Genomic DNA, 24,908 nt, shown 5'->3' with positions numbered 1-24,908 from the left:
TGTTTTTTATAGGGCGCCACTTCTCTAGTGGGAATCAGTGTGATCAAAATAAGTTGTTTTCCTTGAAAAACAAGGAATAGGAAAAACGTTTTTATGTCTTTAATCGCAAGATTTATTTGCTTAGCGTGGTTTTTTGCTGGGCTGACCTTTGCAATATCCGTCGGTATGCCTGGTGGCTACAACATAGGGGGGGCGTTGATTTTCTTATCCAGCATAGGGCTTATTTTCATTAAGCCTAAGTGGGCCTTGTTGAATAAGCAAGATCGTCTCCTTTTTTGGACGTTCTTTTCTTTTGCTATTAGCATGTTTATCGCGGTTGCGATGGATAGCATGAGTATTAGGGAACTTGATAAGCCTTCTCGCTTTTTAGTGGTTTTGCCTGTGTTGGTATTGTTGCTGAATGTCACAAACCGTAAGGAGTGGCTTTGGTATTCGGTATTATTTGGTGCAATCTTTGCTTTTTCGATGGCGCTCCATGAAAGGGTTGTGCTCGGTGATAGGCGATCAGGGGTGGGTATAAACGAAATTATGTTTGGCAATACCGCCATGTTGTTAGGCCTGCTGAGCTTTGCCGGTGCGATTTATTTCTATTCACAAAAACGCTATGCCTGGATGTGGTTGTCCATTATAGGCGGTTTTGCTGGCATAGGCGGTTCTGTTTTGTCTGGTACACGAGGCGGTTGGGTTGGCTTGCCTTTTATTGGTTTATTCTTGTTCTGGCAATGTCGAGATCTGTTAGGACGAAAATTATTGTTGAGCGTATTTTCGGTTGTTATTTTGTCTCTTGTAACCGTTGTTGCTGTACCGCAAACGGGGGTTCAAAAGCGTGTCAATGATGCGGTTTCTGACATTACTAAATATCTGGATGGTTCACGTCGCGCAACATCCGTAGGCGTTCGGTTTGATCTTTGGAAATCCTCCGTTCTGATTGTTAAGCAAGCGCCTATTTTTGGCGTGGGTGCGAGTCAGATTACGCCTTTAAGAAAAGAGTTGGCTGCAGATAATCTGATCAGTAAAGCCTCTTCTCGTTTTGGTCATGCTCACAATGAATATTTTGATGCTTTGGCAAAGCGTGGGATCGTCGGTTTGGTGTTTTTGCTGATGGTTTACTTGGTTCCTCTTAAGCTGTTTTTAAACAAGTTAAAAGAACACAAAACAGATTGGCGTATCCGTTCTTATGCCATTGCGGGTGCTTTGATTCCTATGGGGTATATTGATTTCAGTTTAACTCAGGGAATGCTTTCCCATAATATTGGCGTTGTTATGTACGCGTTTCCCGTTGTGTATTTCTGGGCGGCGTTGCGTTGGGCGGAGCGTGAGGCGTTAGAAGAAGAGCCAATGGTCTAATGTATTATTGAACCAAAAAAATGGCTGTCACTTCAATGAAGTGACAGCTATTTTTGTGTTCAGTGTTTGATTTAATGAACTTGAGAAGAGTGACTTACTTTTCTTCTTCTGTTTCTTCTCTAACAATATCGTGCAGTTCGACAACAAATTTCAGTGCTGAATGTGGTGGAATAGGGCCTGTGCCGCCAGGGCCGTAAGCCAGGTCTGATGGGATGTAAAGTTCGTATTTAGAGCCTTCAGGCATCAGTTGCAAGCCTTCCGTCCAACCAGGAATCACACCGTTTAGTGGGAAGCTAATGGATTCACCGCGCTCGTAGGAGCTGTCAAAGACCGTGCCGTCAATTAGGCTGCCTTCGTAATCCACTTCGACTGTGTCCAAAGACGTTGGGGTATCACCGTCGCCTTTGCTGATGACTTTGTACAACAAGCCTGTGTTGGTTTTCATGACACCGTCTTCGGCTTCTTTTTCTGCTAACCAGGCGGTTGCCTCTTCTTTGGCGGCAGCAGCGGCTTTTTCTTGTTCAGCTTGGGCCAACTGCATTTGTTCTTGTTGGTAAGCTTGGATGGTTTGAGTCACTTCATCCATGCTCATTTGACCTTCTTCGCCATTAAAAGCATCTTTAAAACCCGCGACAAAGGTGTCCATGTCCAGGTCGGCAAAGTCTTCTGTCATGCGTGAGCCAAACATAGTGCCGATGCTGTAGCCCAGACGCTGTTCTTCTGTGTCTAGGGCAACCTTATGGCCGTCCGCGTGGGCGAAAGAAACAGAAGACATAACCAGCGCCGCGATGAGAGTTTTTTTCATAAGAAAAGATTCCATTATTTGTTGGTGTATCTTATTGATGGTGACAAAATCGTAGCATTCAATGTAATGGATACGCCCTAGTGCTGTAAACGGTTTCGCTGTTTTGAATGAGTAACAACATCACAAAATTCGATATATTGACCTTGTTCTGACATAGTTCAAGAAATGAATGCTTATTTAGCATCAATCGTTACCCCATCCCCATAAACAAGGGAATCAGTATGGGTACTAAAATACTCATAATAAAGCCGCTGGCGATGCACACAGGAATAATCTGTGCGCCGTGAAACTTGCCAAGCATTGGCAGGGTGAAGTCCATTGCCGTGGCGCCAGAATAGCCCACTGACATATGGCTATTAAGACGTGCTAAAAAAGGAATGATAGACAGGGCAAGAATTTCCCGAGCCAAATCTAATAAAAACGCCGTGGTGCCTAAAACAGGGTCGCCCAATCCGGTGATTAAGATCCCTGATAAGCTGTACCAGCCAAACCCAGACACAACCGCTAAGCCCTGATGCCAATCAAGATCCAGCACTAGACTACCGATCCAACCAGCGAAGAGCGTAGTAACAATGGTGACCACGGCGATTACCACGCCCTGTACATTGAGAAACAGTTTACGCAGTTTATGGTTGCCTTGGCGTAATTGGCAGCCGACCAAAAACAACAAGACATACAATAAGCCGGTGACCCATTCGTCTACGTGGGTGAACCAGTCTTTGGCAAAGAACCCCAGTACAACGCCACCGACGACCCAAGCAAGGGTTTTCGCCGCGTCCATAAGCGCATGCGCTTTGCTGTCTGATGGCCCTTCTGCCAAGCGGCTGGCGTGGGTGCCGCCAAAACGCAGGCCGCTGAGGTACAAACCGCCCAAACTAAACACGCTGACCAGAGTGAAAAAGACAATCGCTTGATAGCCGGCAACCAGTAATTTTGCCGCCAAATTGTCCAGCGCACCCAAACTAAAGCCTATTAGCCCTAAAATTAGGTACACCAGCTGCTCTAATCCCTTTGCCACCCGCTGCGGAGTGAATACCTTGATATTGATCCAATAGCCAAATAATAGCGCAATCAATAAAGGGCCGAGGGTAATCAGAATGGTCATGTCAGGAAATCTTCCTTGAAAAAGTCGATGAAGGGTAAAGTTGTCGCGATGCAAATAATAAAGCGGCATTTTCAAGGTATTTGCGGCGAAACACAAGGCAAGCATAGGTCTTGCTTTATATCGCTTTGACGCCTTCTGCTTATCAATCCCCAACTTTATTGTCAATTAATACACACATTGACAATCTTTGTATTTGAATCTAGCATAATCCGTATGAATATATATCCTTGGAGTTAATTATGCATGTGTCATTGACTAGCGAACTAGAGTCTCGTGTTAAAGCCAAAGTGGAAAGTGGCCTATACAACAATGCCAGCGAAGTGATCCGTGACGCCCTGCGCTTTATGGACACACATGAAGATTGGATACATGAAATGAAGTTGGCTCGTTTACGCGAACAGCTAAAAGTTGGTACTGATCAGCTAGATCGCTGTGAAGGCATTAGTATTGAGTCAAAATCTGCTTTAGACACACTGTTCGACGACATAAAGGCTTAAGCCGTATGCCAGTACATCAGCTCGTTATAGCACCTGCCGTTAAAACTGACCTAAAAGATATCTATCAGTACGGGCTGCGGCAATTGGGACAACCCCAGACCGAGCGCTATCTTGAGAATACAAAAGAACAGTTCTGGAGGCTTACCGAGTATCCTCTAATAGGCGTGAACCGCTCTGATCTTCTATCAGACACCAGAAGCCTACCTATTAAAAGCCATTCTATATTTTACAGAGTCACATTAAATACGGTAGAAATTATCCGTGTACTACACAGCCGCCAAGACCCACAGCGACACTTTTAATATGATGTCTATTCAGAGTTCCACTCTGCTATTACCATTATGAAATAAGAGCGTATTTTGTCTAATCCAAACGATGTTATTGCGACCGTTCGACAGCTTGCAATTGAAAATAACGATATTGCTGCTGTTTGGTTATACGGCTCAAGAAGTAAGGGCACAGCCCAAGTACACAGTGACTATGATATTGCTGTCGCTTTTTATGATCACCAATTGAGCATCATGGATAAGTATCTAAGGCCCAATATGTTGGCCATCGATTGGTGTGAGCGCTTAGGCCTTATGAGTGACATGTTGAGTATTGTGGATATCAATTCTGCGCCGATTTATTTGGCTTATGACATCGTAGAAACAGGTAAGCTTTTGTATGGTCAAGACAACCCGAGAGTATGGCAAGAGCAAGACCGTATTCGTAGTCAATTTGAATTCCAATTAATTGAGAATAAACGTCATGACAGAGTCGAGTAATAACCAAGGGTTGCAGCATTATCTAACTGAAATTTCAAAACATAAACAAAAATACCGGCAAGAACTTGATGCCTTAAGAAGCGACTTGATCAGTGACCACTTTCGCAGTAGGGATTACTTGGCTGTCGAGCGGTTGCTGCAAGTTTTTACTGAACTGTGCATTGGTTTGGCAAAGCACTGTCTAAAAAAAATTCAAGGCCACTCTGCCGCAGAGGCGTATCAAACTTACAGTCAATTAAGAGAGCATGGCTTTATTACAGGCAACGAGTTACAAGAGTGGAAAAAAATAATAGGTCTACGCAATGGTCTAGTACACGATTACCTAAAAATCGATTTGACGATCATAGATACTATTATCAAAGAATCCCATTACCTGCAGTTAGACACGTTCAGTGATAAAGCCATTGTATTTTTAATGAAAGATTGAGCTTTTTAGACCAAGGGACAAGCCAAGTGCATTATGTTGCGATCGGTGGTAAATTGCTCGGCTATTTTGTGAGTCCTTTAATCGGTCGTGGTCAGTAGCTACGGATAGTCGGCGGTGATGTGTGGTTAAGCGTTTTCCTGTATTAAAAGAAGTCCTGCATTTGTTGTTCCCCATGGTGTTGACCATGACGTTGGAATTATCTATCAGTGTGGTGGATACCATTATGTTGGGGCATTACAGTGCCTTGCATCTGGCGGCGGTGGGCTTGGCATCCAGTTTATGGTTACCAGTAGGCTGCTTTATGATCGGCGTAACCTTTGGTTTAACACCGCTGGTGACGCGACATTTACACGGCCGACAGCCTAAGCTGGTGAATCTCTATATGTCACAAGCGGTTGGTTTGTCTTTTGTGATTGGTGTGATGGCCAGTTTAGTCGCGGTGCTTATTTTACCGTACTTTGCCGCTATGATGGCGACGGAAGAAGAGACCCGTCGTGTGGCGGTGTCTTACCTCTATATTTTTGCGCCAGCCTTGCCTATGTTGGCCCTGATGACCGCCTATAAAAACCTCTTCGAAGCCGCTGGTCGTCCTGGTTTTCCCTTGTTTGTTGCCAGTACCAGCCTTGTGTTGAATATTGGGTTTAATTACACATTAATTTTTGGCAAATTCGGCTTACCTGAAATGGGGGTTAAGGGAGCGGCCTTAGCCTCGGCCTTGTCTTTGTATTTAGCGGTGTTGATGTTCTTTGTCTATGATCGCTTTATCAATAAAAAGCCTTTATTCACCCGTCTTGTGTGGCGTTATACCCGTCATTTTGGCATTTTACTGGGCGTTGGTGCCCCAGCGGGTTTTGCCTTTGCTTTTGAAGTCGGCTTGTTTTCATCGATGACTTGGCTGATTTCGTCGTTTGGGGATTTGGCATTGGGCGGCGGTCAAATTGTGATGTCCTATACGTCATTTTTGTTTACCCCTATGATGGCGATGAGCGCTGTGACTGCGATTGTCGTGGCAAAGGCCATGTCAAAAGAAGGCGTCAGCGGCGTGAGAAAACGCGTCCGTGTTATTGTTTGGCTGGGATTAGGTTACGTGACGACGTGCTTTGTCATCACGCAAACCTTCCATAACGAGATTCCGTATATTTACACCAACAATGCCGATGTCGTTGCATTGGCTGCGAGTATCCTGGTTATTTCGGCTTGTTACCAATTCCCCGATATGCTGCAAACCGTGTTTACTGGGGCGCTGCGCGGTTTTCGTGAAACGCGCTCAACCATGATCGCCTTTGCGGTGTCTTTATTTGGCTTTAGCATGCCGTTTGGGTTCTGGTTGTCGCACTACAGTCCATGGGCAGAAACCTTATCGCTACGAGGCTTTTATATCGGTTTGGGAACGGGTTTAACCATCTTAGCGGCAATTCTCATCGTACGTTTCAACATTGTTCTACGTCGCTTTGAAGGCAAACGTATCGCCTCGCCACGGGAAGTGGCTTAAATGAAATCAAAGGATCGGTCACGACTTTATCCGACGTTTAATAGTATGGGTGATCACCTTTCAAAATTTCAATGAAAGTGATATCTAATTTGATATTGTTTGGTGTTGAGCGTGTTCGTGAAAGATAGGAATCAATGTCGATGAGTAAGTCAAAAGAAATTTTCATTATTGCCGGCCCGAATGGTGCAGGTAAGACAACCTTTGCATTAGGTTTAATAGATGAGGGAATTATTGAGCATTACCTAAATGCTGATGAGATTGCGAGAGAAATCTCTCCAGAAGATCCACAAAAAGCCAATGTCAAAGCAGCACGTATTTTTTTACAAAGGCTTCGAGGCTTGTCTTCGGGCAACACAAGCTTTGCTTTTGAGACAACATTGTCTGGTTTACGTTATTTAAAGCATATAAAAGAATGGCGAGAGTCAGGTTGGTTGGTATCGGTGTTTTATTTGTTAGTAAGCTCTCCAGAAGTTTCAAAACAACGAGTTATAGAGCGCGTTGAACATGGAGGACACAATATACCAAGTAAAGACATAGAGCGAAGGTTCCCCAAAAGCCTAATAAATTTCTACAGGTATTATTCTAAGCAAGTGAATTACGCAGAATGCCTGTACAATGAAAACCAAGAGCCGATGTCGATATTTGAACGAAAACAAGGTCAATTGATTATCAACGATAAAGAGCTTTATACCTATTTTATGGAGTTAATACACTATGCAGAATCAAGATAATTACCAACCTAATTTTGATCGCGTTCATCATTTAAAAAGAGCGGTTAGTCGTGTTGTACGTCGTAGAAAAGCATTAGGTCAATATATTGTCGTAGCAACAAAAGGAGAAGTGCATCGTATAGACTTTTCCATAGCAACCATAACAACAGAGTCAACCAAATCATAGGCCGAATGAGCCGACGTACGAGACGTTATCCGTCGTTTAATGGTGAAACTCTCGACACTGTTTGATTAAGGCGTCGATGTCCATGTGCTGTTCAGCACTGTCGGCGAGGCGGTTGATTTCGCTGTCGCGGAGTTGGTTGTAGTCAAAGGCATCGGCTTGTTCAGCACCGGCCCAGCGCAATAGCGCCGCAAGGGCGTCTGGGTGATCAAACACACCGTGCAGGTAAGTACCAATGATTTGCTGGTCATCGGACATATAGCCTTCCTTTTCAACGGCGTTATTCGTTTCAAGTTCAGCGACATGTCTGACGGGGTGGGAAAAGCGCGATACCCCTGAGTGAATTTCGTAGCCGGTGACGTTGGCTGTGTCATCTTCAAAAGCCAGCGTACCGTGACGTTGTTTCAGCTGTTTGTCTTTTTCCAATACGGTGTCCATGGGGATAAAACCAAAGCCTGCACATTGCGTGTTGGCCTGATGGTTTTCCAAGCCGAGCGGATCGCTCAGGGTATCGCCAAGCATCTGAAACCCCCCACAAATCCCCATCAGTTTGCCACCGTATCGTAAATGTTTGTTTAAGTAGGTTTCCCAGCCTTGTTGGCGCAAAAACTTCAAATCGCTTTGCACGCTCTTACTGCCGGGCAGAATCACCAAATCCGCTGGTGGAATCACCTCGTTAGCGCTTACCAGTGTGACCTGTACATTAGGGTGCAAACGAAGAGCGTCCCAATCGGTGTGGTTGCTAGTGCGTGGTAGAATTGGAATAACCACGTGCAATAGGGCGTTGCCGTCGCTTTTTAGCGGGCTTTTGGTGACCGCGTCTTCCGATTCCAAATGAAACCCCATCAAATAGGGCAACACGCCTAACACGGGTTTGCCAGTGCGTGCTTCGAGCCAATCCAAACCGGATTGAAGCAAACTAATATCCCCCCGAAAACGATTAATTACAAAGCCAATCACGCGATCTTGCTCACTTTGGCTGAGTAAGTCTAATGTGCCGACGAGGTGAGCAAAGACACCGCCTTTGTCGATATCGGCAATGATGATCACCGGACAATCGACACTTTCAGCAAAGCCCATATTCGCAATATCGCGGGCGCGTAGATTGATTTCCGCCGGGCTGCCGGCGCCTTCAATCAGCATGGCGTCGTATTGTCCAGCCAGGCGATAATAGGATTCCAACGCAGCACGTTTGGCGATGCTTTTGTATTCGTGATAGCCCACGGCGTTCATGTTACCAATGGCCTTGCCTTGAATAATCACCTGAGCACCCGTATCGGTATTTGGCTTGAGCAAAATAGGGTTCATGTCCACATGGGGCTCAAGCCCCGCCGCGTAAGCTTGCACGGCTTGGGCGCGACCAATTTCATTACCGTCTTGAGTGACGGCGCTGTTCAGGGCCATATTTTGGGGTTTAAAAGGTGCTACGTTAAGACCTCGACGTGCGAACAGTCGACACAAGGCGGTGACGAGAGTGCTTTTTCCAGCGTCTGAGGTGGTGCCTTGCACCATTAAACTAAAGGCTGTCATGTAGGATTATCACGCTTTAAATCAATTCGGTGGTAGAATTCTACCTTACCTTCTTCCCCTATGATGTGAAAAAACGACCTCTATTGATGATCCTTTTTAATGTAGACACTGTGGTTAACGGATTCTTTGGCGAATTTGCGCAAGCGGGCTGGATACTGGTCGCGGCCTTGGTGTTGGATCGACTACTGGGTGAACCAAAAAGCTGGCATCCGCTGATTTGGTTTGGTCGCTGGGTCGACCTTTGTCGCCGCCAACTGCAACTACCGACGGATGTCACTCCGGTTCGCCAGCGTATGGTGGGCGTATTAGCCTGGCTGTTTGCCGTGGTGCCTTGGGTCACTTTGTTATTGGCGCTATTTTGGTGTCTGCCGAATTGGCTCGACAGTCTGGTGTCTGTCTTGGTGTTGTATTTTGCCATTGGTTGGCAGAGTTTACGTGAACACGCTTTAGCCATTTATCAGCCCTTGTCGGCCACACCATTAACCGAAGAGAAGCTGGATCAAGCTCGCGTGGCGGTCAGTTACATTGTCAGTCGTGACACGCAACATCTCGACGACAGCGCGGTGGCCAAAGCGGGCATTGAATCTGTGTTGGAAAACGGCAGCGACGCGATTTTTGCGCCGATTTTTTGGTTCGTCTTGCTCGGTGCACCGGGCGTATTGCTCTATCGTTTGGCCAACACCTTAGACGCCATGTGGGGCTACAAAACCACCGAGTTTCTACACTTTGGCTGGTGTGCCGCCCGTATCGACGACGTATTAAACTACGTGCCGGCACGACTGGTGGTTTATACCTACGCGGCGTGTGGACGCTGGAAGAGTGCGATTTGTAGCGCAAAACAGCCCTCTGCCCGTTGGAAAAGCCCCAATGCCGGCCCAGTGATGGCGGCGGGCGCGGGCGCGTTAGGTATACAATTAGGCGGCGAAGCACCGTATTTTGGCAAAATGGAAACTCGACCAATTTTGGGTAATGTGAACGGTGACATGCCCAAACCAAAACATCTAAAAGAGGCGATTTTGCTGGTGGATAAAAGTGTGTATTTATGGGGAGCGTTAATATGGCTGCTGATCTAGAAGCAAATACAAATAAAGCCTTGTCAGCATTGAACAACACCCCTCCCAAACACGGCGGTGATCTCGCTTATTGGCAACGGCAGCGTGGCAATGAAGCGCTGCATTGGCTTGATTTATCGTCAGCCTGCAATCGTGAACCTTGGCCTGTTCCCGCTTTTGATACCCGTTTGTGGATGGATCTCCCAGACCAAAATGTGTTATTTGACGAAGCGGAGCGTTATTTTAAACGTCGCCCTAAGGCTATTGGCGCTGGCTCTCAGCATATTATTGAGTGTTTGCCTGTTCTATTACAACACGGCTTACCGACAACCGCCCCTGTTACATCATTACGGGCTTTTGTGCCACGTATCGGTTACCAAGAACACGCTTTTGCTTGGCAGAAATGGGGCTACGAGGTGGTTTACTATGACGAGCTGAATGAGCTATTAACGCAACCTTGGGCAGTGGCGGTGGTGATCCAGCCAAATAACCCAACAGGCGAGTGGGCGACCTCAGAGACAATGACAAAGCTGATTGCCCATGCCGAGCAACAAGGCGCACACCTGGTGGTCGACGAAGCGTTTATTGACCCTTATCCTGAGCGCAGTGTCTTGAGAAATCTGCCTTCGTCTGATCTGGGTGAGTCTTTGTTTGTGCTGCGTTCTGTGGGTAAATTCTTTGGTTTGGCCGGTGCGCGGGTGGGTTTTGTGTTTTGTCATTCTCGTTGGCAAGCTCTACTGCGTAATCTGTTGGGGCCTTGGCCGGTGGCGACGCCGAGCTTGCACTTGGTGAGCTTGGCGTTGGCAGATACGGCGTGGCAAACTCACGCTTTAGAAAGCCTCAAGGCGCGACAAGCGGCTTTTGTCGAGCGCATAATGCCCAAGTTCAATACCATTTTCGATTCCCAAGATTATGTGCTCAATGCCTTATTTGTCACCTGGTTTGTTGATCCTGAGCAGGGTGAAAAAGTGTTTCACTGGCTGCATAAAGTCGGTGTGCATGTGCGTTTAGGTGATGACTGGGTTCGTGTTGCCTTACCGGCATTAGACGAAATGGACGCCTTGAACAGCGCCTTAATTCGGTTGTTAAAGGGTGTGGGAGGGCGAGATTTAGCATGAAGCATCTCGTATTGGGTGGTGTTCGTAGCGGCAAAAGCGCCTTTGCGGAAGCGCAAGTCGTCGCTGGTGAAAAGCCCGTCACTTATGTGGCCACGTCGCAAGTTTGGGATGAGGATATGGCTGAGCGTGTTCGTTTGCATCAACAGCAGCGCCCCCCTGAATGGCAATTAATTGAGGAACCTTTAGCGCTTGCCAAGGTATTGGATGCTCTTAATTCACCAAGGCAAGCAGTGATCGTGGAATGCTTGACCTTATGGCTAAGCAATTTACTTTGCTTGGAAGACGAGGCGCGCTTAGAGCAAGAAAAGCAAGCGTTACTGCGGGCGGTGGCCATGTTCAAAGGCGACTTGGTATTGGTATCAAGTGAAGTGGGTTTAGGTATTATGCCCATAAACGCCCTAGCGCGACGCTTTGCAGATGAGGCGGGTGCCATGAATCAAGCCTTGGCTAAATTGACCGATCGGGTAACTTTAGTTGCGGCAGGACTGCCTATGCCGCTAAAATCAACGTTTTAGTCGCAATGTACAGACGTACCTTGTGCAAATTGATCCCCCAACCCCATTATTGAGAGCAAAGCCTAGGAGCTTAAATGACCCCTTATTCAAAAGATTTCCCTGTATCTTGGGAAGAATTGCACCGTAATGCCCGTGCTTTATCTTGGCGTTTGCTAGAACAGGGCCCTTGGAAAGGCATTATTGCCATTACCCGCGGTGGTTTGGTGCCAGCGGCGATCTTGTGTCGTGAAATGGACATTCGTCTTATCGACACCATTTGTATTGTGAGCTACAAAGACGGTGAAGCGGGTGAGGGTGCCATGAAACAGGGTGACCTTAGTGTGCTAAAAGGCGTGGAAGGCGATGGTGAAGGCTTTATTTTGATCGATGATCTGGTTGATACAGGGCGCACCGCGAAAGCAGTACGCGAAATGCTGCCAAAAGCGCATTTTGCGACGATTTATGCCAAACCAGCAGGCAAACCTTTAGTGGATACTTTTATTACCGAAGTGAGTCAAGATACCTGGATTCGTTTCCCTTGGGACATGGAATACACCTTTTCTACGCCACTGGCGAATCGTCAAGAAAAGTAACGCATTGGTTTTTTTTCGTTTACCTTATTCCTTTGTCTGTTCGTTTTGTGATTATATCTGTTCTTTATTCAATGCCACTATGAATAGGTTGGCATGAATTAATGGATCACCGATCATGTTAGCATGGGTGATACCGTTCGTATGACGATAGGAATTTACTATGTTGCAAATGCTCACTCGACTGATGATGGTTGGTGTGTTGTCGATGATGACATTACCCGCCTTTGCACAAGGCGATGTTGCTCGTGCTCAGTTTACTTCAGGCGTGATTGACCGCGAGCCGATTGATAATATTGGCTCTGTGATTAAGGTAGAATATGGCGAAATCCAGCGGGTGTATTTTTTTACGGACTTGCGCGATATGGCCGGCAGTGAAGTGACCCACCGCTGGCGTTTAGACGATCAAGATCAGGCTGAAATTGCCTTTGATATTGGCGGTGATCGCTGGCGTGTTTGGTCGAGTAAGCGTTTAATGCCAGGGTTTGATGGCAAATGGCGCGTAGATATCTTACGCGATGGTCAAGTCATTGAGAGCCATTCTTTTGATTATCTCGACGACTATTAGATAGACGTTTAATAACGACAAGGTAAGGAGTGTTATGCCGCACATACGTGTACGAGGGTTGGCGTTTGACGAACTGGAATCCATCGCTGATATTTTGATTGAAAACCTCGCAGAACTGACCGATACCCCTAATTCTCACTTTACCCTGGAGTTTCAGGCCACCACCTACCTTGCAGTGGGCGGGGCTTCCCCTGCGTACCCCTTCTTTGAGGTGTTATGGTTTGACCGAGGCGACGCAACCAAACGTAAAGCCGCCCTAGTCATTGAGGACCTTGTTAGACCCTTGGTAGAGACAGGGCAAGACATCACTGTCTTATTTCGTGACCTACAGGGCAAGGACTACTACGAAAACGGCGAACACTTTTGACCCTAACGCTGGAATTCGTAGACATTGCCTAGGCGCAGTATTTTAGTCAGTTCATCAAGGGCGTTACGACTTTCGATGAGCAACATGGGATCGGCCAAGTCTTTTTCATACAGTTGATCTCGGTAGTGTGTGTCGACCCAGTAGTTTAGACGTTCAAACAGCGAGTCATTTATTAAGGTAGCAGGATTAATTGCTTGCCGTTCCGCTTCAGTCAACGCAATACGAAGACGAAGGCATGCGGGGCCACCGCCGTTACTCATGCTTTGTTTTAAATCGAACACTTTCACCTCGTTAATCGGGGAGCTTCCCGCCACTAAACGATTCAAATAGGCCCACACCGCAGGGTTGTTCTCGCATTCTCCTGGCACGATCAAGAGCATATCGTTATCGCCACGGCTTAATAATTGACTGTTGAATAAGTAAGACTGAATGCTGTCTTGCACCGAAACTTCCGCGCTGGGCACTTCAATAAAATGCAATGTCGAGTCTCTATCACCCCATGCCGCGAGCAAATCATCACGCATTTTTGCGGTGTCTAAAAACGCTTCTTGGTGATAAAAATGCACATTGCGATGACCGACAGCGATCACGTCGTTGTGAAAGACACCCGCGTCGATGACGGCAGGATTTTGTTGTGCATAAACCACTTGATCGGGCGACAAACCATGGCGACGTGCGACGGCTTGTGACGCTTCCAATGTATGGCGTGCGGGGAACACAGCCGGACGCGGTGTGTTTGTATTAAACGCTTCCATACCATAGACGAAAAACTCCACCCCTTGCTCACCATGGCCGTCACAAAAGCGGGTGTGATTGGCTGCGCCTTCGTCACCAAATTGGTCAACGCTGGGCAGAGCAAAGTGATGGGCGAAATATCGCTCATCGTTGAAGGTAGCACGCAAGATCGCGCCAGTGGTCTCGTGTTCTATCGAGCGGTGGAACTTGTTCACCAAGTTGGCCGGCGTAAAGTGCACTCGCTTATCGTTGGTGTCGCCACTGGGAGACACAGTGGCGGCGTTGGCCGTCCACATACAAGACGCTGAACTGACTGCCGCTAAGAGTTTGGGCGCTTGTTTGGCGGCTTGCTGCAAAATCTGCGCATCGCCGCCGCTGAAGCCCAGGCGTCGTAATGTTGGGATATGAGGGCGTTCGTGGGGCGCAAGCACCCCTTGCACAAAGCCCATATCCGCCAAGGCTTTCATCTTGGTTAAGCCCTGTTTGGCCGCCGCCTTGGGGTTGGACGCTTGGGCGGAGTTGCTTAAAGACGCGACATTACCAAAAGATAAGCCGCTGTAATTGTGGGTAGGTCCCACTAAACCGTCAAAATTGGCTTCTGTCGCTGTGCTCATAATGCTCTCTTTTTACCTTGTTTGGTGAATGTTTCATAACGTGTAAAAGTTACAACGTAAGTCCGTGTCCCAGTTTTTCCGGCATGGTCAAACAGTCGGCTTCAATGCTCGCTACGGGGTAAGCGCAGTAATCGGCCGCATAGTAAGCACTGGCTCTGTGATTGCCACTGGCCCCTGTGCCACCAAAGGGCGCGTTGCTGGAAGCACCGGTAGTTTGACGGTTCCAGTTGATAATGCCGGCGCGGCTGTGTTGCAGGAACCACGCATATTCCGTCGCATCGTCTGACAAGAGGCCTGCGGACAAACCAAAGCGGGTGTTATTGGCAATTTTCATTGCCTCTTCCAATGAGTCGTAGCGAATCACAGTCAGTAAGGGGCCGAAATATTCTTGATCGGGTAGTGTATCGAGCATGTTCGTGGCGTCGACAATACCGGGAGTCACGAAACCGGTCTGAGTATCACCACGGGTCATTTCGACTAGTGGTGTGGCACCCAATTCGAGAAGCTTTTGGTAGGCTTGCAGTAAGCCATCGGCAGCTTGCGCAGAGACCACAGGTCCCATAAAAGGCTGTTTTTCAGCATCGAATCGATCGATTAACAGGTTTTTCGTCGCCGTGATAAGCAACTGCAAAATCGCCTCTCCCGTTTGCCCTTTTGGTAACAATAATCGACGTGCACAGGTGCAGCGTTGGCCTGCAGAAATAAACGCCGACTGGATGATTTCATGTACGGCAGCGCGTTGGTCAGCGACCTGTTCTGACACTAAGAGTGGGTTGTTGCCGCCCATTTCCAGTGCCAGAATTTTGCCCGGATGACCAGCAAAATCCTGGTGTAAAATATGACCGACTTGCGGACTGCCCGTGAAGAAAAGCCCATCGATGCCCTGATGGTTGGCCAATGCCACGCCGGTTTCCCGTTTCCCTTGGATAAGGTTCAACACACCCGCTGGTAAACCTGCTTGGTGCCATAATTGTACAATGTAATCTGAGGTGGCCGGCGCTTGTTCACTGGGTTTGAAAACGATTGTATTGCCGGCGATCAGCGCGGGCACTATGTGGCCGTTAGGCAAATGCCCTGGAAAGTTATACGGCCCAAAGACCGCCACAACCCCATGGGGACGATGTCGTAAACGTGCTGTTGCCCCTGGCATCGGCGTGGTTTTTTCACCAGTACGCTCGTGGTAAGCCTGTTGAGAAATAGTGACCTTGCCCACTATAGCGGCGGCTTCGGTGCGGGTTTCCCAAATGGGCTTGCCGGTTTCGCGGCTGATCAATGTCGCGATGGTTTCGCTGTGCTCTTTTACCAAGGCTGCAAATGCTTCAATGACGCGGAGACGTTGTTCCAAAGGACGATTGGCCCAAGCCGGAAACGCGCAGCGTGCGGCGTTAATGGCGTTATCCACCTGTTCAGGAGAGGCGCTGTGGCCTTGCCAAACTAGGCTGGCATCAGCGGGATCGATTGACGTAAAGTGCAGGCCTTCACCGGCAATCCATTGGCCATTAATATAATGTGCTTCTTGTAGCGGGCTCATATTCGCTCCTTTTCAACAGATGGTTGTTTGGGTTTATCCATAAGCGGTTAATAAGGTGATAACTCGACGACGCGTACGGGTTCTTTATGGATGATGTGAAGACACTCGGCTTCTTCTTGGGTCAGTGTGATGTGGCTGCCAATGGGGGCAGACCGCTGAATTAAGATACAACGGAAATCTGCCACCTTGGTATTGGAGACCAGATAGTGACGGCCTTCTTTTATTGCGTCTGTTTGTGTTGATTTTTTATGTGTGCTATCGCTTGCATTAAGGGTGTCGGCTGGCTCGATGTTCGCTAAGTAAATACGGCTATCCCGTACCGCACGTATGTCTTGCACACGGGCTTCAAGACTTGGACCGCCATCAAAAATATCGACGTAGTTTTCATAACGAAAGCCTTCTTGTTCGAGTAGGCGTTTCGCGGGTTGGGTGTTGCGATGAACCTTGCCTAATACCTCACGAGCCGCTTGGGGTAATAGATTCACATACACCGGGTTATTGGGCATGAGTTCAGCGATAAATTGCTTATTGCCTTGGGAAGTCAATTCGTCGGCTTCTTTAAAATCTATGGAGAAAAAATGGCGCCCTAGGCTTTCCCAAAAAGGAGAAACGCCTTGTTCGTCGCTTACCCCACGCATTTCAGCGAACACTTTTTCTGTGAATCGTTCAGGAAATTGTGCCATGAACATAAAACGCGCTTTGGACAGCAGCTGACCATTTTTTGAGTGACGATATTCTTCCTCCAAAAAGAGCGTGCAGATCTCGCTGAAACCAGTGAAATCGTTATTCAGAATCAATGTCGGTACGGCATTGTGAACCCCCAACTCTCGGGAGGCGTGGGTGATGGTGCCAAGGTGGTAGCTGTAAAAGGGCTCATCAAGACCGACCGTCGCCAAAATGCCGCAGGTGCCAACAATGTCGCCTGTGGTGCTGTCTTCTAATACCATTAAATAGTCTTCACTGTGCGGTGCGGTGACGTTTTCTTTATTAAAAGAATCAACCACTCTGTTGATCTTTTTTTGCAAGCGGGTCTCATCGCTGACCAAAGAGGTGAAACCAATGCCAGTTTTTTCGGCTAAGCGATACAGAGCCGATAAGTCATCTTGACAGATAGGGCGTATGACCATCATGGTGGTTTTCCTCTTATGTGTTTCGTCAGTTAGGGGGTGATTAAGGTTTGAGCCGGTTACAGGGCAACCCATTGGATGCGACTGCCGGACGAGATGCCCAGTGTGGTTTGCACGGTAGCGTCAATGGCCAAGCCGGCGACCTCAGGTTCTGCAGGGGCCGCGGTGGCAAAAAAGTGCGATAAGTGTCCGGTTGCGATTAAATGCATGGGCCCTTGGGGAACACCGGTAAGACTGAGGGCTTTGCCCGCTTGCTGCTGAGATACGGTGCGTAAGTCTTTCGTGTTGGCTTCGATGCTAGGGCCAGCGTCAAAAATATCGACATAGCCACGAAACTCAAACCCTTCTTCCAATAAAATATCGGCACTTTTGCTGGACTCTTCATGAATCACACCGATGCAGTCTTGTGCTGCGTCCGGTAGAGTCGGCACATAAATGGGGTAACGAGGCATCAGTTCGGCAATGAAGTTTTTGTTGCTGACACCGGATAGGTAATCGGCTTTTTTAAAATCCATGGTGAAAAAGTGCTGACCTAGCGCGTCCCAAAAAGGCGAATAGCCTTGTTTGTCGCTTTCGCCACGTAATTCAACAAAGAGGCGCTTGGTAAAGCGTTCTGGGTAGCGGGCAATAAAGAGTAAACGTGCTCGAGACAATAGCGACATGGCCAAATGGTTTTGATGCGCCTTATCGACCACCAGCGCAATGAGGCGACTGGTGCCACTGTAATCGTGACACAAAAAGAGCGCGGGAATACGGTTATGAATTTGTAATTGTGGTGATGCGTGTACAACCTCATCGATTCGATAGCTGTAAAATGGCGTATCGACTCCCACCATGGCATCTATACCACAACAACCGACCACCTCATCGGAAGTGGTATCCACTAAGACAAACAAGTAGGATTCGTCACCGGGTTGCACCACGTCCGTTTGAAAAGAGCGTCGTGAAGCGGCAATCTTGTCATTGAGTCGTTCACGGTTCGCCGGAAAATTGGTGATACCGATCCCTGCTTGCTGGGCAAGGCGTTCGAGTTTCGGAAGGTCGGCAAAATCAACAGGGCGTACTAGATACATGGACACGTCTCACTGGAAATTAAATGGCATCATAGAGCATGACAGTGACACTATTATTGCCGAGTTAATGCGTGGCTGTAAGAGTGTAACTTTCTTATTAGCGACCGTTATTTGCAAATATTGGTGATTATGGGTCGATTTTTAATAAGTATAGAGAGGAAAAACATGAAATCAGGCGTGTATCAGCACTACAAAGGCGCCCAATATTGGGTGGAACGCGTTGTGACGCACAGTGAAACGGAAGAGGCCTTGGTGATTTACCAGGCTTTATACGGCGAGTTTGGCTGGTGGGCACGACCGTTGAGCATGTTTCGTGAATCTGTGGTTGTGAATGGGGTGACGGTGCCGCGCTTTAAGTGGCTTAAAGCGCAACGTGACGAAGGGTCATGATTCAACAAAGCGCTAGCTAGGAGCGTGCATCCAAGGCGATTCACGCATAAAGTAGAGAATCTGTTCTCGCAGCCAGCGATGGGCCAAGTCGTTATTAAAGCGTTCGTGCCAGAAAATATGAATCGGGTGTCGGCAGTTGTACTCGTCGATCTCGACGACTTCTCTGGGCGGCGGCAACAGTTTGACCGGATAAAAATGGGTTTTTTCACAGGTCATTTGCAAAAATAAGTCACCAATTGAACGTGACGTTACCAATGCCATGCCACGTTTAACGGCTTGCATGGCCACCATCAGGCTATCGGTTTCCAAGCTGGGTTCGATGTTGTAGCCCCGTTGCTTGAGTTTTTGTTCGGTTTTGGCAAACGACGCATTACGGTTGCTGCGCAGATGATGAGTGACGATCTTGTTGGATAAAAGCTCTGCAACCGTGACTTCATCTTGGTGAAATAAAGGGTGCGCTTCGCTGAGCACAATACAACTTTCCATATAACCAATCAGTTTACTGCGAATGTTTCCAGGGGTGTCACCGATGCGCATAATGCCCATGTCCACATTGCCTGAGGTTAATTCATCGAGCTGTGTGTCGCCCCAAGCGCCAATGCTCAGCTTGATGCCGGGTGCCTGATAGTGCAATGACGCTAATAGGGGCTCGATAAAATTTTCTAGATCCCCTTCATCCACCCGCAGTTTAAAACGCCGATTGAGCGTTGCTAAATTCAATGAGTTTGGTGTCATGAGCTCTTGCATAGCAACTAGAATAGGCTGAATCATTTCATTTAATTCAGAGGCGCGTGCGGTGGGGCTTAGGCCATAAGCTTGACGAGTAAACAGGGCGTCGTGAAATAATTCTCTCAGCCGCTGTAAGCTTTTACTGAGGGCGGGCTGGGTAACGCCCAGTCTTTCTGCAGCACGAGATACGCTGCCTTCTTCCATAATGGTTACGAAGGCGACAAGCAATTTAATATCCAGCTTTGAAATGTCATCCAAAGGCATAGTGTCCTCAAAGTGAGTGTTTTGAAAAAAAACAAGCGACCTAACGCTAGCGTTAGGTCGCTTGTTTATTGCAATAGACCGGTGCGATTAACCAAAGTCACGATAGCGACGGTATTTCACGCGGAACAACAGTGAATAAAATACCGGTACGGCGATTAAGGTCAGTATGGTCGCAAAGCCTAGGCCAAAGGAGATCACCACGGCCATACCTTCAAAGAAGGCATCGTACAACAAGGGCACCATGCCAAGAATGGTGGTGATGGCCGCCATACACACAGGACGCACACGACTGACTGCGGAATTAAAAACGGCTTGATAGGCTTCCGTGCCTTGTTCAAGTTCGTAATTGATTTGATCCGCTAAGACGATGCCGTTTTTCACGATCATGCCTGACAAGCTTAAGAAGCCTAACAGCGCCATAAAACTGAAGGCAGAGTTCATCACTAGCAGCCCTGTTGACACACCGACCAGTGCTAAAGGCACACAGAACCAAATGGTAAGCGGCACACGAATCGAGTTAAACAGCAAGATGGTGACAATAAACATAAACAGATAACCCATAGGCAGAGCACTGAAAATGTTGGCCTGCGCATCGGTACTGCTTTCGTATTCTCCCCCCCACTCTAGGCTGTAGCCTGGTGGCAATTCGATGGCTTCGATGGCACCACGAGTGCGTCCAAAAATGGCCATGGCGGTTTCATCGCCTAGGATATTAGGGTCAGCCATGACGGTAATCGTACGCTTACGGTCGCGGCGTTCGATAATGGGGTCTTCCCACACGGTTTCGAAGCCAGACACCAAGGTCGACAAGGTGACGTAAGAGCCTGTTGCCGGGCTGTAAATTTGCAAATCACGGATTTGATCAATTGATACACGCTCGCTTTCTGGTGCTGTGCGTACGATTGGCAGTAAGTCCGTACCTTCACGATACAAGCCAATTTGCGAGCCAGTAAAGTTGGTTAAGAGCACGTCGTCCAGTTCGGTTTTGCTGATACCAAGGCGTCTTGCTTGGGCATCGTTGAAAATAGGACGCAGCACTTTTACCGGTTGACGCCAGTTATCCTTGATGTTCTCAAGGCCACCGTCTTCGCGGTAAATCTCTTTAATTTGCGCACTAAACTGACGCAACAGCTGCGGGTCTGGGCCACTGATGCGCGTTTCCAGTTTCGCTCCGGTGGCGGGCCCTAATTGTAGGCGTTGCAGTTTTACTTCCAGCTCTGGGTATTCTTCCTGCATCTTGTAATACAAGTCTTTTAACAGATCAGGAATCAATTCGGTGTTTTCAGTACGCACAATAAACTGGGCATAACTGGAGTTGGTTTGCTCCGCGTTATAGGTCAGCATAAAGCGTAAAGCACCACGCCCTGTGGTGGAGGTGACATCACTGATGCGCTCATCTTGCAGTAATTCCTGCTCGATTTTTTCCACTGTGCTGTAGGTATCATCAATGTGCGTGCCTTCCGGCATTTGAATGTCCATATAGAACATAGGCGTTGTGGAAGGAGGGAAGAAGGACTGCTTCACAAACTGAAACGCCCACCCTGCCGTCACTAAACTGCCAACCAATAACAACACGGTGATCCAGCGGTAATGCATGGCTTTATCGAGCAACCATTTATAACCGGTAAAGATAAAGCCTCTGTATGGGTCAACGGAGGCAGCGCCGTCGTCACTTTCGTTGCCGTTAGCAATCTTGTCTTTAAAGAACAAGTCACAAAAGAAGGGCGTCAGGGTAATGGCGGTGAGCCAGCTTAACAAAAGAGAAATCAGCAAGACATAAAACAAGGAACCAACAAATTCCCCTACGGAGTCAGGAGACAAGCCTATGGGGGCAAACGCGGTGACAGCGATGACGGTGGCACCGAGCAACGGCCATTTGGTTTGTTTTACCACGGCGCTGGCCGCTTGCAATTTGGTCATACCACGTTGCAAACCAATGAGTACGCCTTCGGTCACCACAATGGCGTTGTCCACCAGCATCCCCAAGGCAATGATCAAACCACCGAGGGAAATACGCTGTAGGTTGATGTTGAAGTAATCCATCACAATGAAGGTGCCCAAAATGGTCAACAACAAGATGATGCCGATTAAAATGCCTGAGCGAATGCCCATAAACACCAAGAGCACCAAGATAACGATACCCACGGCTTCGGCAAGATTAAGCAGGAAGTTAGACACAGAGCGATCCACTTCTTTCGACTGAAAGTAAATCGGCTCCATGTTCAAGCCAACAGGCTGTTGATATTGCAGCTCTTCAATACGGTTTTCTAACGCTTCCCCGATCTTAACAACGTTGACACTGTTCGAGAATGAGATACCGAGCAACAAGGATTTGGCGCCATTAAAGTTAACAATATGGCTTTTGGGCTCGACGTATTCGCGTTTTACTGTGGCTATGTCTCGTAGTCGAATCAATTTGCCATTGGTTGGCGTGCCCACAATCAGGTTTTCCAATTCGGAGATGTCTTTAAATTCTCCAGTAGGGCTGATACGAATGTATTCACTGCCGACCTTAACCCGACCCGCATTAGACACGCTGTTCTGGTTTGCCAGTAACGATTGCAATTGGCTGGGGGCGATGCCCATATTGGTGAGTTTGGAACGGGATATCTCAATGGTCACCTGTTCGTCTTGTTCTCCCGCAACGGAGACTTTGGCCACCCCATCGACTAAGACAAGTTCACGCTTCACATAGTCAACGTAGTTTTCTAAGTCTTTGTATGGATAACCCTCACCGTTAATGGCGAGCATAACGCCGTATACGTCACCAAAGTCATCTAAGACAACAGGGGTAGCGACCCCGCTTGGAAAGGTGCCGGTAATATCACGGACTTTTTTACGTACTTCGTCCCAGATTTGTTTTAACTGCTCGGCGCGATAGGTGTCTTTAATGGTTAACTGTACTTTTGAGTAGCCCGCTTTTGACGTAGAGACGATTTTGTCCACGTAGGGCAAGTTTTGCAGTTCACGTTCAATGGGGTAGGTGACTTCTTCCTCCACCTGTTCAGGGGAAGCCCCTGGGTAATAGGTGATAATAAGAGAATCTTTGATGGTAAATTCCGGGTCTTCCAGTTGACCGAGGTTAGTAAAGGCAATGACCCCACCGACCAATAGGATCAGTGTAATCATCCAACTGGTGACTTTACGGTTGATGAAATAAGCAGCAATATCCATATTATAAGCCACGCTCGCGAGTCCATGGACGCACCTGCATGCTGTCCGTTAAGCTGTTTACCCCAGCGGCTACCACTTGGTCGCCTACGTTTAGGCCGGAGGTGATTTCGATCTGATCATTTTGTAAGGTGCCTAACGTCACCACGCGGGAACTGACTCGCCCCGTCGCCTTGTTGTAGACCCAGACCGTACTGTTTGCCTGGCCGGTATTCGTATCTTCATGGCGTAAGACGGCTTCGACCGGTACCGTGATGTGTTTTTCTTGTCCCAATAAGCGGCTCAAATCAATGTCTACGTTGGCAGTCATGCCAGGCAATAAGGTCAGCGGTGACGCTGGGTTACGCATCAGCTTTAACGTCACATCATAGGCCATGGTGGTTTCGTCTGGCGTGGTGTTGTGTTCTTTGTACAAGCCCGTCAATTTCTCACTCGGAGCCACGTCGACCACCACATTGGGCTGGTAGTGAGTGTCGGTGGATTTAATGCTCACCACCAAGCTTTCAGGGACTTGGAACTCAATGTCCAGTTCGTCGATGTTTTGCAAATGCATCAAGGGGGCTGTGGCATTGATGTATTGGAAGTTTTCCGTCGCAACAGAAGAGATAACACCGCTAAAAGGCGCGTATACCTTGGTGTATTTCAGTTGATTTCGCGCGGTTTGTAGGGCGTTATTGGCTTGATCAAGCGTGGCCTTGTTGGAGTCATATTGGGCTTGTGTGGTGACGTTTTGGCGTAAAAGGTTCTGAATACGCTCAAACTGTGCTTTGGCAAGGCGTTGATTGGCTTGAGCCAATTCGACTTGCAATTTAAAGTCCGTTGGGTCAAGCACGGCCAAGAGGTCGCCTTTCTCAACACGTTGACCCGCTACCACGTTCAGCTCCATTAATTGTCCGCCTACACGAAAGGCAATGTCGGCTTCTTCGCTGGCTTTTAATTCAGCAGGAAAACGACGAATATTGATGGTGTTGGTGGCTTGGATGGGAACCAGTTTTACGGGGCGAATGATCTCTTTTTCAACGACGGTTTCTTCTTCCGTTGGGGAGCAGCCGGCGAGCAATAAAGACGCGCTGAGCGTAAGACCAATGATCGTACTGGTGCGTTTTGGGGATGGCATTGATGACTCCGTAAATAAATAGCATAAAGATAGATGAATGCATTTTATATCTCATCATTATAGATATAAACTTTTAAATATATATGAAAGATATGTTGTATTAAGAATATCTTATGTTTTCTCTAACTCTTTAAGGAAGGTTTCTAAGATTAAGTTCGCGCGAGCGCCTTTTCGGGTAATGGTTGAAAACTGCGTGATGTAGTGACACTCGTCTGGCAGGATTGCACGCATGCGGCCATCTCGCACCCAGCGCTCGGCCACATGATCGGGTAAAAAGCCAATATAACGCCCTGTTAAAATCAAAAACGCGATGCCTTCTCGGTCTGTGGCGGTTGCGGTGGGCCTGAGTGGCTGATGTTGCGCCTTGATGTCAGAGGTTTGTGCGTACGCCGGTAAAACGGCATCGTACTCTTTTAGGGCGCTCTTACTAACGCTGTCATCGCTTTGTTGAAACAAGGGGTGGGTATCACTGCAATAGAGTTTAGATTCTTCTTGATAAAGGGGGAGGTAATCCAGACCACTGAGGATTTTCAGGTCTGGTACTATGCCGACGTGCAGCTGGCCATCTAACACACCGCGTTCCACTTCTGTGGGGGGAATCATGCGAATGTTAATGGTGACCTGTGGGCCTTTGTCTTTAAGTCGAGCGAGGGTGTGGGTGATACGGGTATAAGGCAAGGTGACGAGGTTATCGGTAATGCCAATATTTAATTCGCCTTTTAAGTGCTGGTGTAATGCATTGATGTTGGTGCGAAAATCTTCGATCGACGACAAAAGCTGTAAGGTGTAATCGTACACTTGACTGCCTTCATTGGTGAGTGAAAACCCGGATCGGCCGCGCTGACAGAGGCGAAAGCCAAGGCGGGTTTCTAAGTCAGACATGGCAATGCTGATGGCCGCACGACTGATGTTGAGTTCCACTTCGGCCGCCGAAAACCCTCCGCATTCGACCACGGTACGAAAAATGCGCAGTATGCGTAAATCCGCATCACTGACTTGGCTTTGAAATTGTTTCATAAAGCCCCTCCTAAGGGTAGATGACGGCGTATTTTGGTGTTTTCTCAGTTAAGTAATAGTTTAATTAAGCGTTAATAGAATCGAGTT

General features: G+C 47.8%; 26 protein-coding genes. 15 read left to right on the top strand and 11 right to left on the bottom strand.

What is annotated here, in order from left to right; genetic code table 11:
• Window positions 1-93: 93 nt before the first annotated feature.
• Complete coding sequence (locus LG368_RS06140; RefSeq protein WP_226753855.1) at window positions 94-1,347, top strand: O-antigen ligase family protein; 1,254 nt, start codon at window positions 94-96, stop codon at window positions 1,345-1,347.
• Window positions 1,348-1,441: 94 nt separating this feature from the next.
• Here LG368_RS06140 and LG368_RS06135 read toward each other — a convergent pair whose 3' ends face one another.
• Together LG368_RS06135 and LG368_RS06130 are read right to left on the bottom strand one after the other, a co-directional pair.
• On the bottom strand, window positions 1,442-2,152 hold the full coding sequence (locus LG368_RS06135) for a BamJ family beta-barrel-assembly machinery protein (protein ID WP_226753854.1): 711 nt from the start codon (window positions 2,150-2,152) through the stop codon (window positions 1,442-1,444).
• Window positions 2,153-2,342: 190 nt separating this feature from the next.
• A complete protein-coding gene (locus LG368_RS06130; RefSeq protein WP_226753853.1) occupies window positions 2,343-3,257 on the bottom strand; it encodes a LysO family transporter in 915 nt (304 codons plus the stop codon).
• 239 nt (window positions 3,258-3,496) lie between these two features.
• On the opposite strand from LG368_RS06130, the gene LG368_RS06125 reads away from it, so the two are divergent.
• The 7 genes from LG368_RS06125 (at window position 3,497) to LG368_RS06095 (ending at window position 7,337) form a co-directional block, all read left to right on the top strand.
• The gene (locus LG368_RS06125; RefSeq protein ID WP_226753852.1) at window positions 3,497-3,754 is read left to right on the top strand and encodes a type II toxin-antitoxin system ParD family antitoxin; all 258 of its coding nucleotides are present in this window, start codon (window positions 3,497-3,499) and stop codon (window positions 3,752-3,754) included.
• Between the two features lie 5 nt (window positions 3,755-3,759).
• Entirely contained in the window at window positions 3,760-4,056 is a 297-nt protein-coding gene (locus LG368_RS06120) for a type II toxin-antitoxin system RelE/ParE family toxin (protein ID WP_226753851.1), read from the top strand.
• Between the two features lie 57 nt (window positions 4,057-4,113).
• On the top strand, window positions 4,114-4,521 hold the full coding sequence (gene mntA, locus LG368_RS06115; RefSeq protein WP_226753850.1) for a type VII toxin-antitoxin system MntA family adenylyltransferase antitoxin: 408 nt from the start codon (window positions 4,114-4,116) through the stop codon (window positions 4,519-4,521).
• On the top strand, window positions 4,505-4,948 hold the full coding sequence (hepT, locus tag LG368_RS06110; RefSeq protein WP_226753849.1) for a type VII toxin-antitoxin system HepT family RNase toxin: 444 nt from the start codon (window positions 4,505-4,507) through the stop codon (window positions 4,946-4,948). The genes mntA and hepT overlap by 17 nt, the downstream gene beginning before the upstream one ends.
• A 121-nt stretch (window positions 4,949-5,069) precedes the next feature.
• Window positions 5,070-6,440: an MATE family efflux transporter gene (locus tag LG368_RS06105; RefSeq protein ID WP_226753848.1), complete on the top strand. Its 1,371-nt coding sequence runs from the start codon at window positions 5,070-5,072 to the stop codon at window positions 6,438-6,440.
• A gap of 140 nt (window positions 6,441-6,580) precedes the next feature.
• On the top strand, window positions 6,581-7,171 hold the full coding sequence (locus LG368_RS06100) for an ATPase (RefSeq protein ID WP_226753847.1): 591 nt from the start codon (window positions 6,581-6,583) through the stop codon (window positions 7,169-7,171).
• The gene (locus tag LG368_RS06095) at window positions 7,155-7,337 is read left to right on the top strand and encodes a hypothetical protein (protein ID WP_226753846.1); all 183 of its coding nucleotides are present in this window, start codon (window positions 7,155-7,157) and stop codon (window positions 7,335-7,337) included. The genes LG368_RS06100 and LG368_RS06095 overlap by 17 nt, the downstream gene beginning before the upstream one ends.
• 36 nt (window positions 7,338-7,373) lie before the next feature.
• Here LG368_RS06095 and LG368_RS06090 read toward each other — a convergent pair whose 3' ends face one another.
• On the bottom strand, window positions 7,374-8,864 hold the full coding sequence (locus tag LG368_RS06090) for a cobyric acid synthase (RefSeq protein WP_226753845.1): 1,491 nt from the start codon (window positions 8,862-8,864) through the stop codon (window positions 7,374-7,376).
• A gap of 86 nt (window positions 8,865-8,950) precedes the next feature.
• Between LG368_RS06090 and cbiB the strand changes: the two genes are divergently transcribed.
• From cbiB to LG368_RS06060, 6 genes are all read left to right on the top strand, one after another.
• A complete protein-coding gene (gene cbiB / locus LG368_RS06085) occupies window positions 8,951-9,937 on the top strand; it encodes an adenosylcobinamide-phosphate synthase CbiB (RefSeq protein WP_226753844.1) in 987 nt (328 codons plus the stop codon).
• The gene (locus LG368_RS06080) at window positions 9,922-11,034 is read left to right on the top strand and encodes an aminotransferase class I/II-fold pyridoxal phosphate-dependent enzyme (protein ID WP_226753843.1); all 1,113 of its coding nucleotides are present in this window, start codon (window positions 9,922-9,924) and stop codon (window positions 11,032-11,034) included. The genes cbiB and LG368_RS06080 overlap by 16 nt, the downstream gene beginning before the upstream one ends.
• Window positions 11,031-11,549, top strand: a complete 519-nt coding sequence (gene cobU / locus LG368_RS06075; RefSeq protein ID WP_226753842.1) for a bifunctional adenosylcobinamide kinase/adenosylcobinamide-phosphate guanylyltransferase — start codon at window positions 11,031-11,033, stop codon at window positions 11,547-11,549. Before LG368_RS06080 ends, cobU begins: the two co-directional genes overlap by 4 nt.
• 74 nt (window positions 11,550-11,623) lie before the next feature.
• On the top strand, window positions 11,624-12,121 hold the full coding sequence (gene gpt / locus LG368_RS06070; RefSeq protein WP_226753841.1) for a xanthine phosphoribosyltransferase: 498 nt from the start codon (window positions 11,624-11,626) through the stop codon (window positions 12,119-12,121).
• A 160-nt stretch (window positions 12,122-12,281) separates the two neighbouring features.
• Window positions 12,282-12,686, top strand: coding sequence for a DUF2914 domain-containing protein (locus LG368_RS06065; RefSeq protein WP_226753840.1), 405 nt, complete (start codon window positions 12,282-12,284; stop codon window positions 12,684-12,686).
• 34 nt (window positions 12,687-12,720) lie between these two features.
• Window positions 12,721-13,053, top strand: coding sequence for a DUF1904 family protein (locus LG368_RS06060; protein WP_226753839.1), 333 nt, complete (start codon window positions 12,721-12,723; stop codon window positions 13,051-13,053).
• Between the two features lie 2 nt (window positions 13,054-13,055).
• Here the strand turns inward: LG368_RS06060 and astB are convergent, their stop codons facing one another.
• The 4 genes from astB to LG368_RS06040 are packed head-to-tail and all read right to left on the bottom strand — an operon-like array spanning window position 13,056 to window position 18,133.
• Window positions 13,056-14,402: an N-succinylarginine dihydrolase gene (gene astB, locus LG368_RS06055; protein WP_226753838.1), complete on the bottom strand. Its 1,347-nt coding sequence runs from the start codon at window positions 14,400-14,402 to the stop codon at window positions 13,056-13,058.
• A gap of 49 nt (window positions 14,403-14,451) precedes the next feature.
• Window positions 14,452-15,933, bottom strand: coding sequence for a succinylglutamate-semialdehyde dehydrogenase (astD, locus tag LG368_RS06050; protein ID WP_226753837.1), 1,482 nt, complete (start codon window positions 15,931-15,933; stop codon window positions 14,452-14,454).
• Between the two features lie 47 nt (window positions 15,934-15,980).
• Window positions 15,981-17,063 (bottom strand): arginine N-succinyltransferase, encoded by a 1,083-nt coding sequence (astA, locus tag LG368_RS06045; protein ID WP_226753836.1) that lies wholly within the window; start codon window positions 17,061-17,063, stop codon window positions 15,981-15,983.
• Window positions 17,064-17,119: 56 nt separating this feature from the next.
• Entirely contained in the window at window positions 17,120-18,133 is a 1,014-nt protein-coding gene (locus tag LG368_RS06040) for an arginine N-succinyltransferase (RefSeq protein ID WP_226753835.1), read from the bottom strand.
• 165 nt (window positions 18,134-18,298) lie between these two features.
• Between LG368_RS06040 and LG368_RS06035 the strand changes: the two genes are divergently transcribed.
• Complete coding sequence (locus LG368_RS06035; RefSeq protein WP_226753834.1) at window positions 18,299-18,523, top strand: DUF1653 domain-containing protein; 225 nt, start codon at window positions 18,299-18,301, stop codon at window positions 18,521-18,523.
• Between the two features lie 12 nt (window positions 18,524-18,535).
• On the opposite strand, the gene LG368_RS06030 is transcribed toward LG368_RS06035, so the two are convergent.
• From LG368_RS06030 to LG368_RS06015, 4 genes are all read right to left on the bottom strand, one after another.
• Complete coding sequence (locus LG368_RS06030) at window positions 18,536-19,516, bottom strand: LysR family transcriptional regulator (RefSeq protein WP_226753833.1); 981 nt, start codon at window positions 19,514-19,516, stop codon at window positions 18,536-18,538.
• 87 nt (window positions 19,517-19,603) lie between these two features.
• The gene (locus LG368_RS06025) at window positions 19,604-22,690 is read right to left on the bottom strand and encodes an efflux RND transporter permease subunit (protein ID WP_226753954.1); all 3,087 of its coding nucleotides are present in this window, start codon (window positions 22,688-22,690) and stop codon (window positions 19,604-19,606) included.
• A gap of 1 nt (window position 22,691) precedes the next feature.
• Window positions 22,692-23,804 (bottom strand): efflux RND transporter periplasmic adaptor subunit, encoded by a 1,113-nt coding sequence (locus tag LG368_RS06020; RefSeq protein WP_226753832.1) that lies wholly within the window; start codon window positions 23,802-23,804, stop codon window positions 22,692-22,694.
• A gap of 111 nt (window positions 23,805-23,915) precedes the next feature.
• Window positions 23,916-24,821, bottom strand: coding sequence for a LysR family transcriptional regulator (locus LG368_RS06015; RefSeq protein ID WP_226753831.1), 906 nt, complete (start codon window positions 24,819-24,821; stop codon window positions 23,916-23,918).
• Window positions 24,822-24,908 lie beyond the last annotated feature (87 nt).

The sequence above is a fragment of the Marinomonas algarum genome, assembly GCF_020532605.1.
In the GTDB taxonomy this organism is placed as follows: Bacteria; Pseudomonadota; Gammaproteobacteria; order Pseudomonadales; family Marinomonadaceae; genus Marinomonas; species Marinomonas algarum.
The sequence above is the reverse complement of the archived record's forward strand: the minus strand, read 5'-3'. Positions and strand labels throughout refer to the sequence as shown.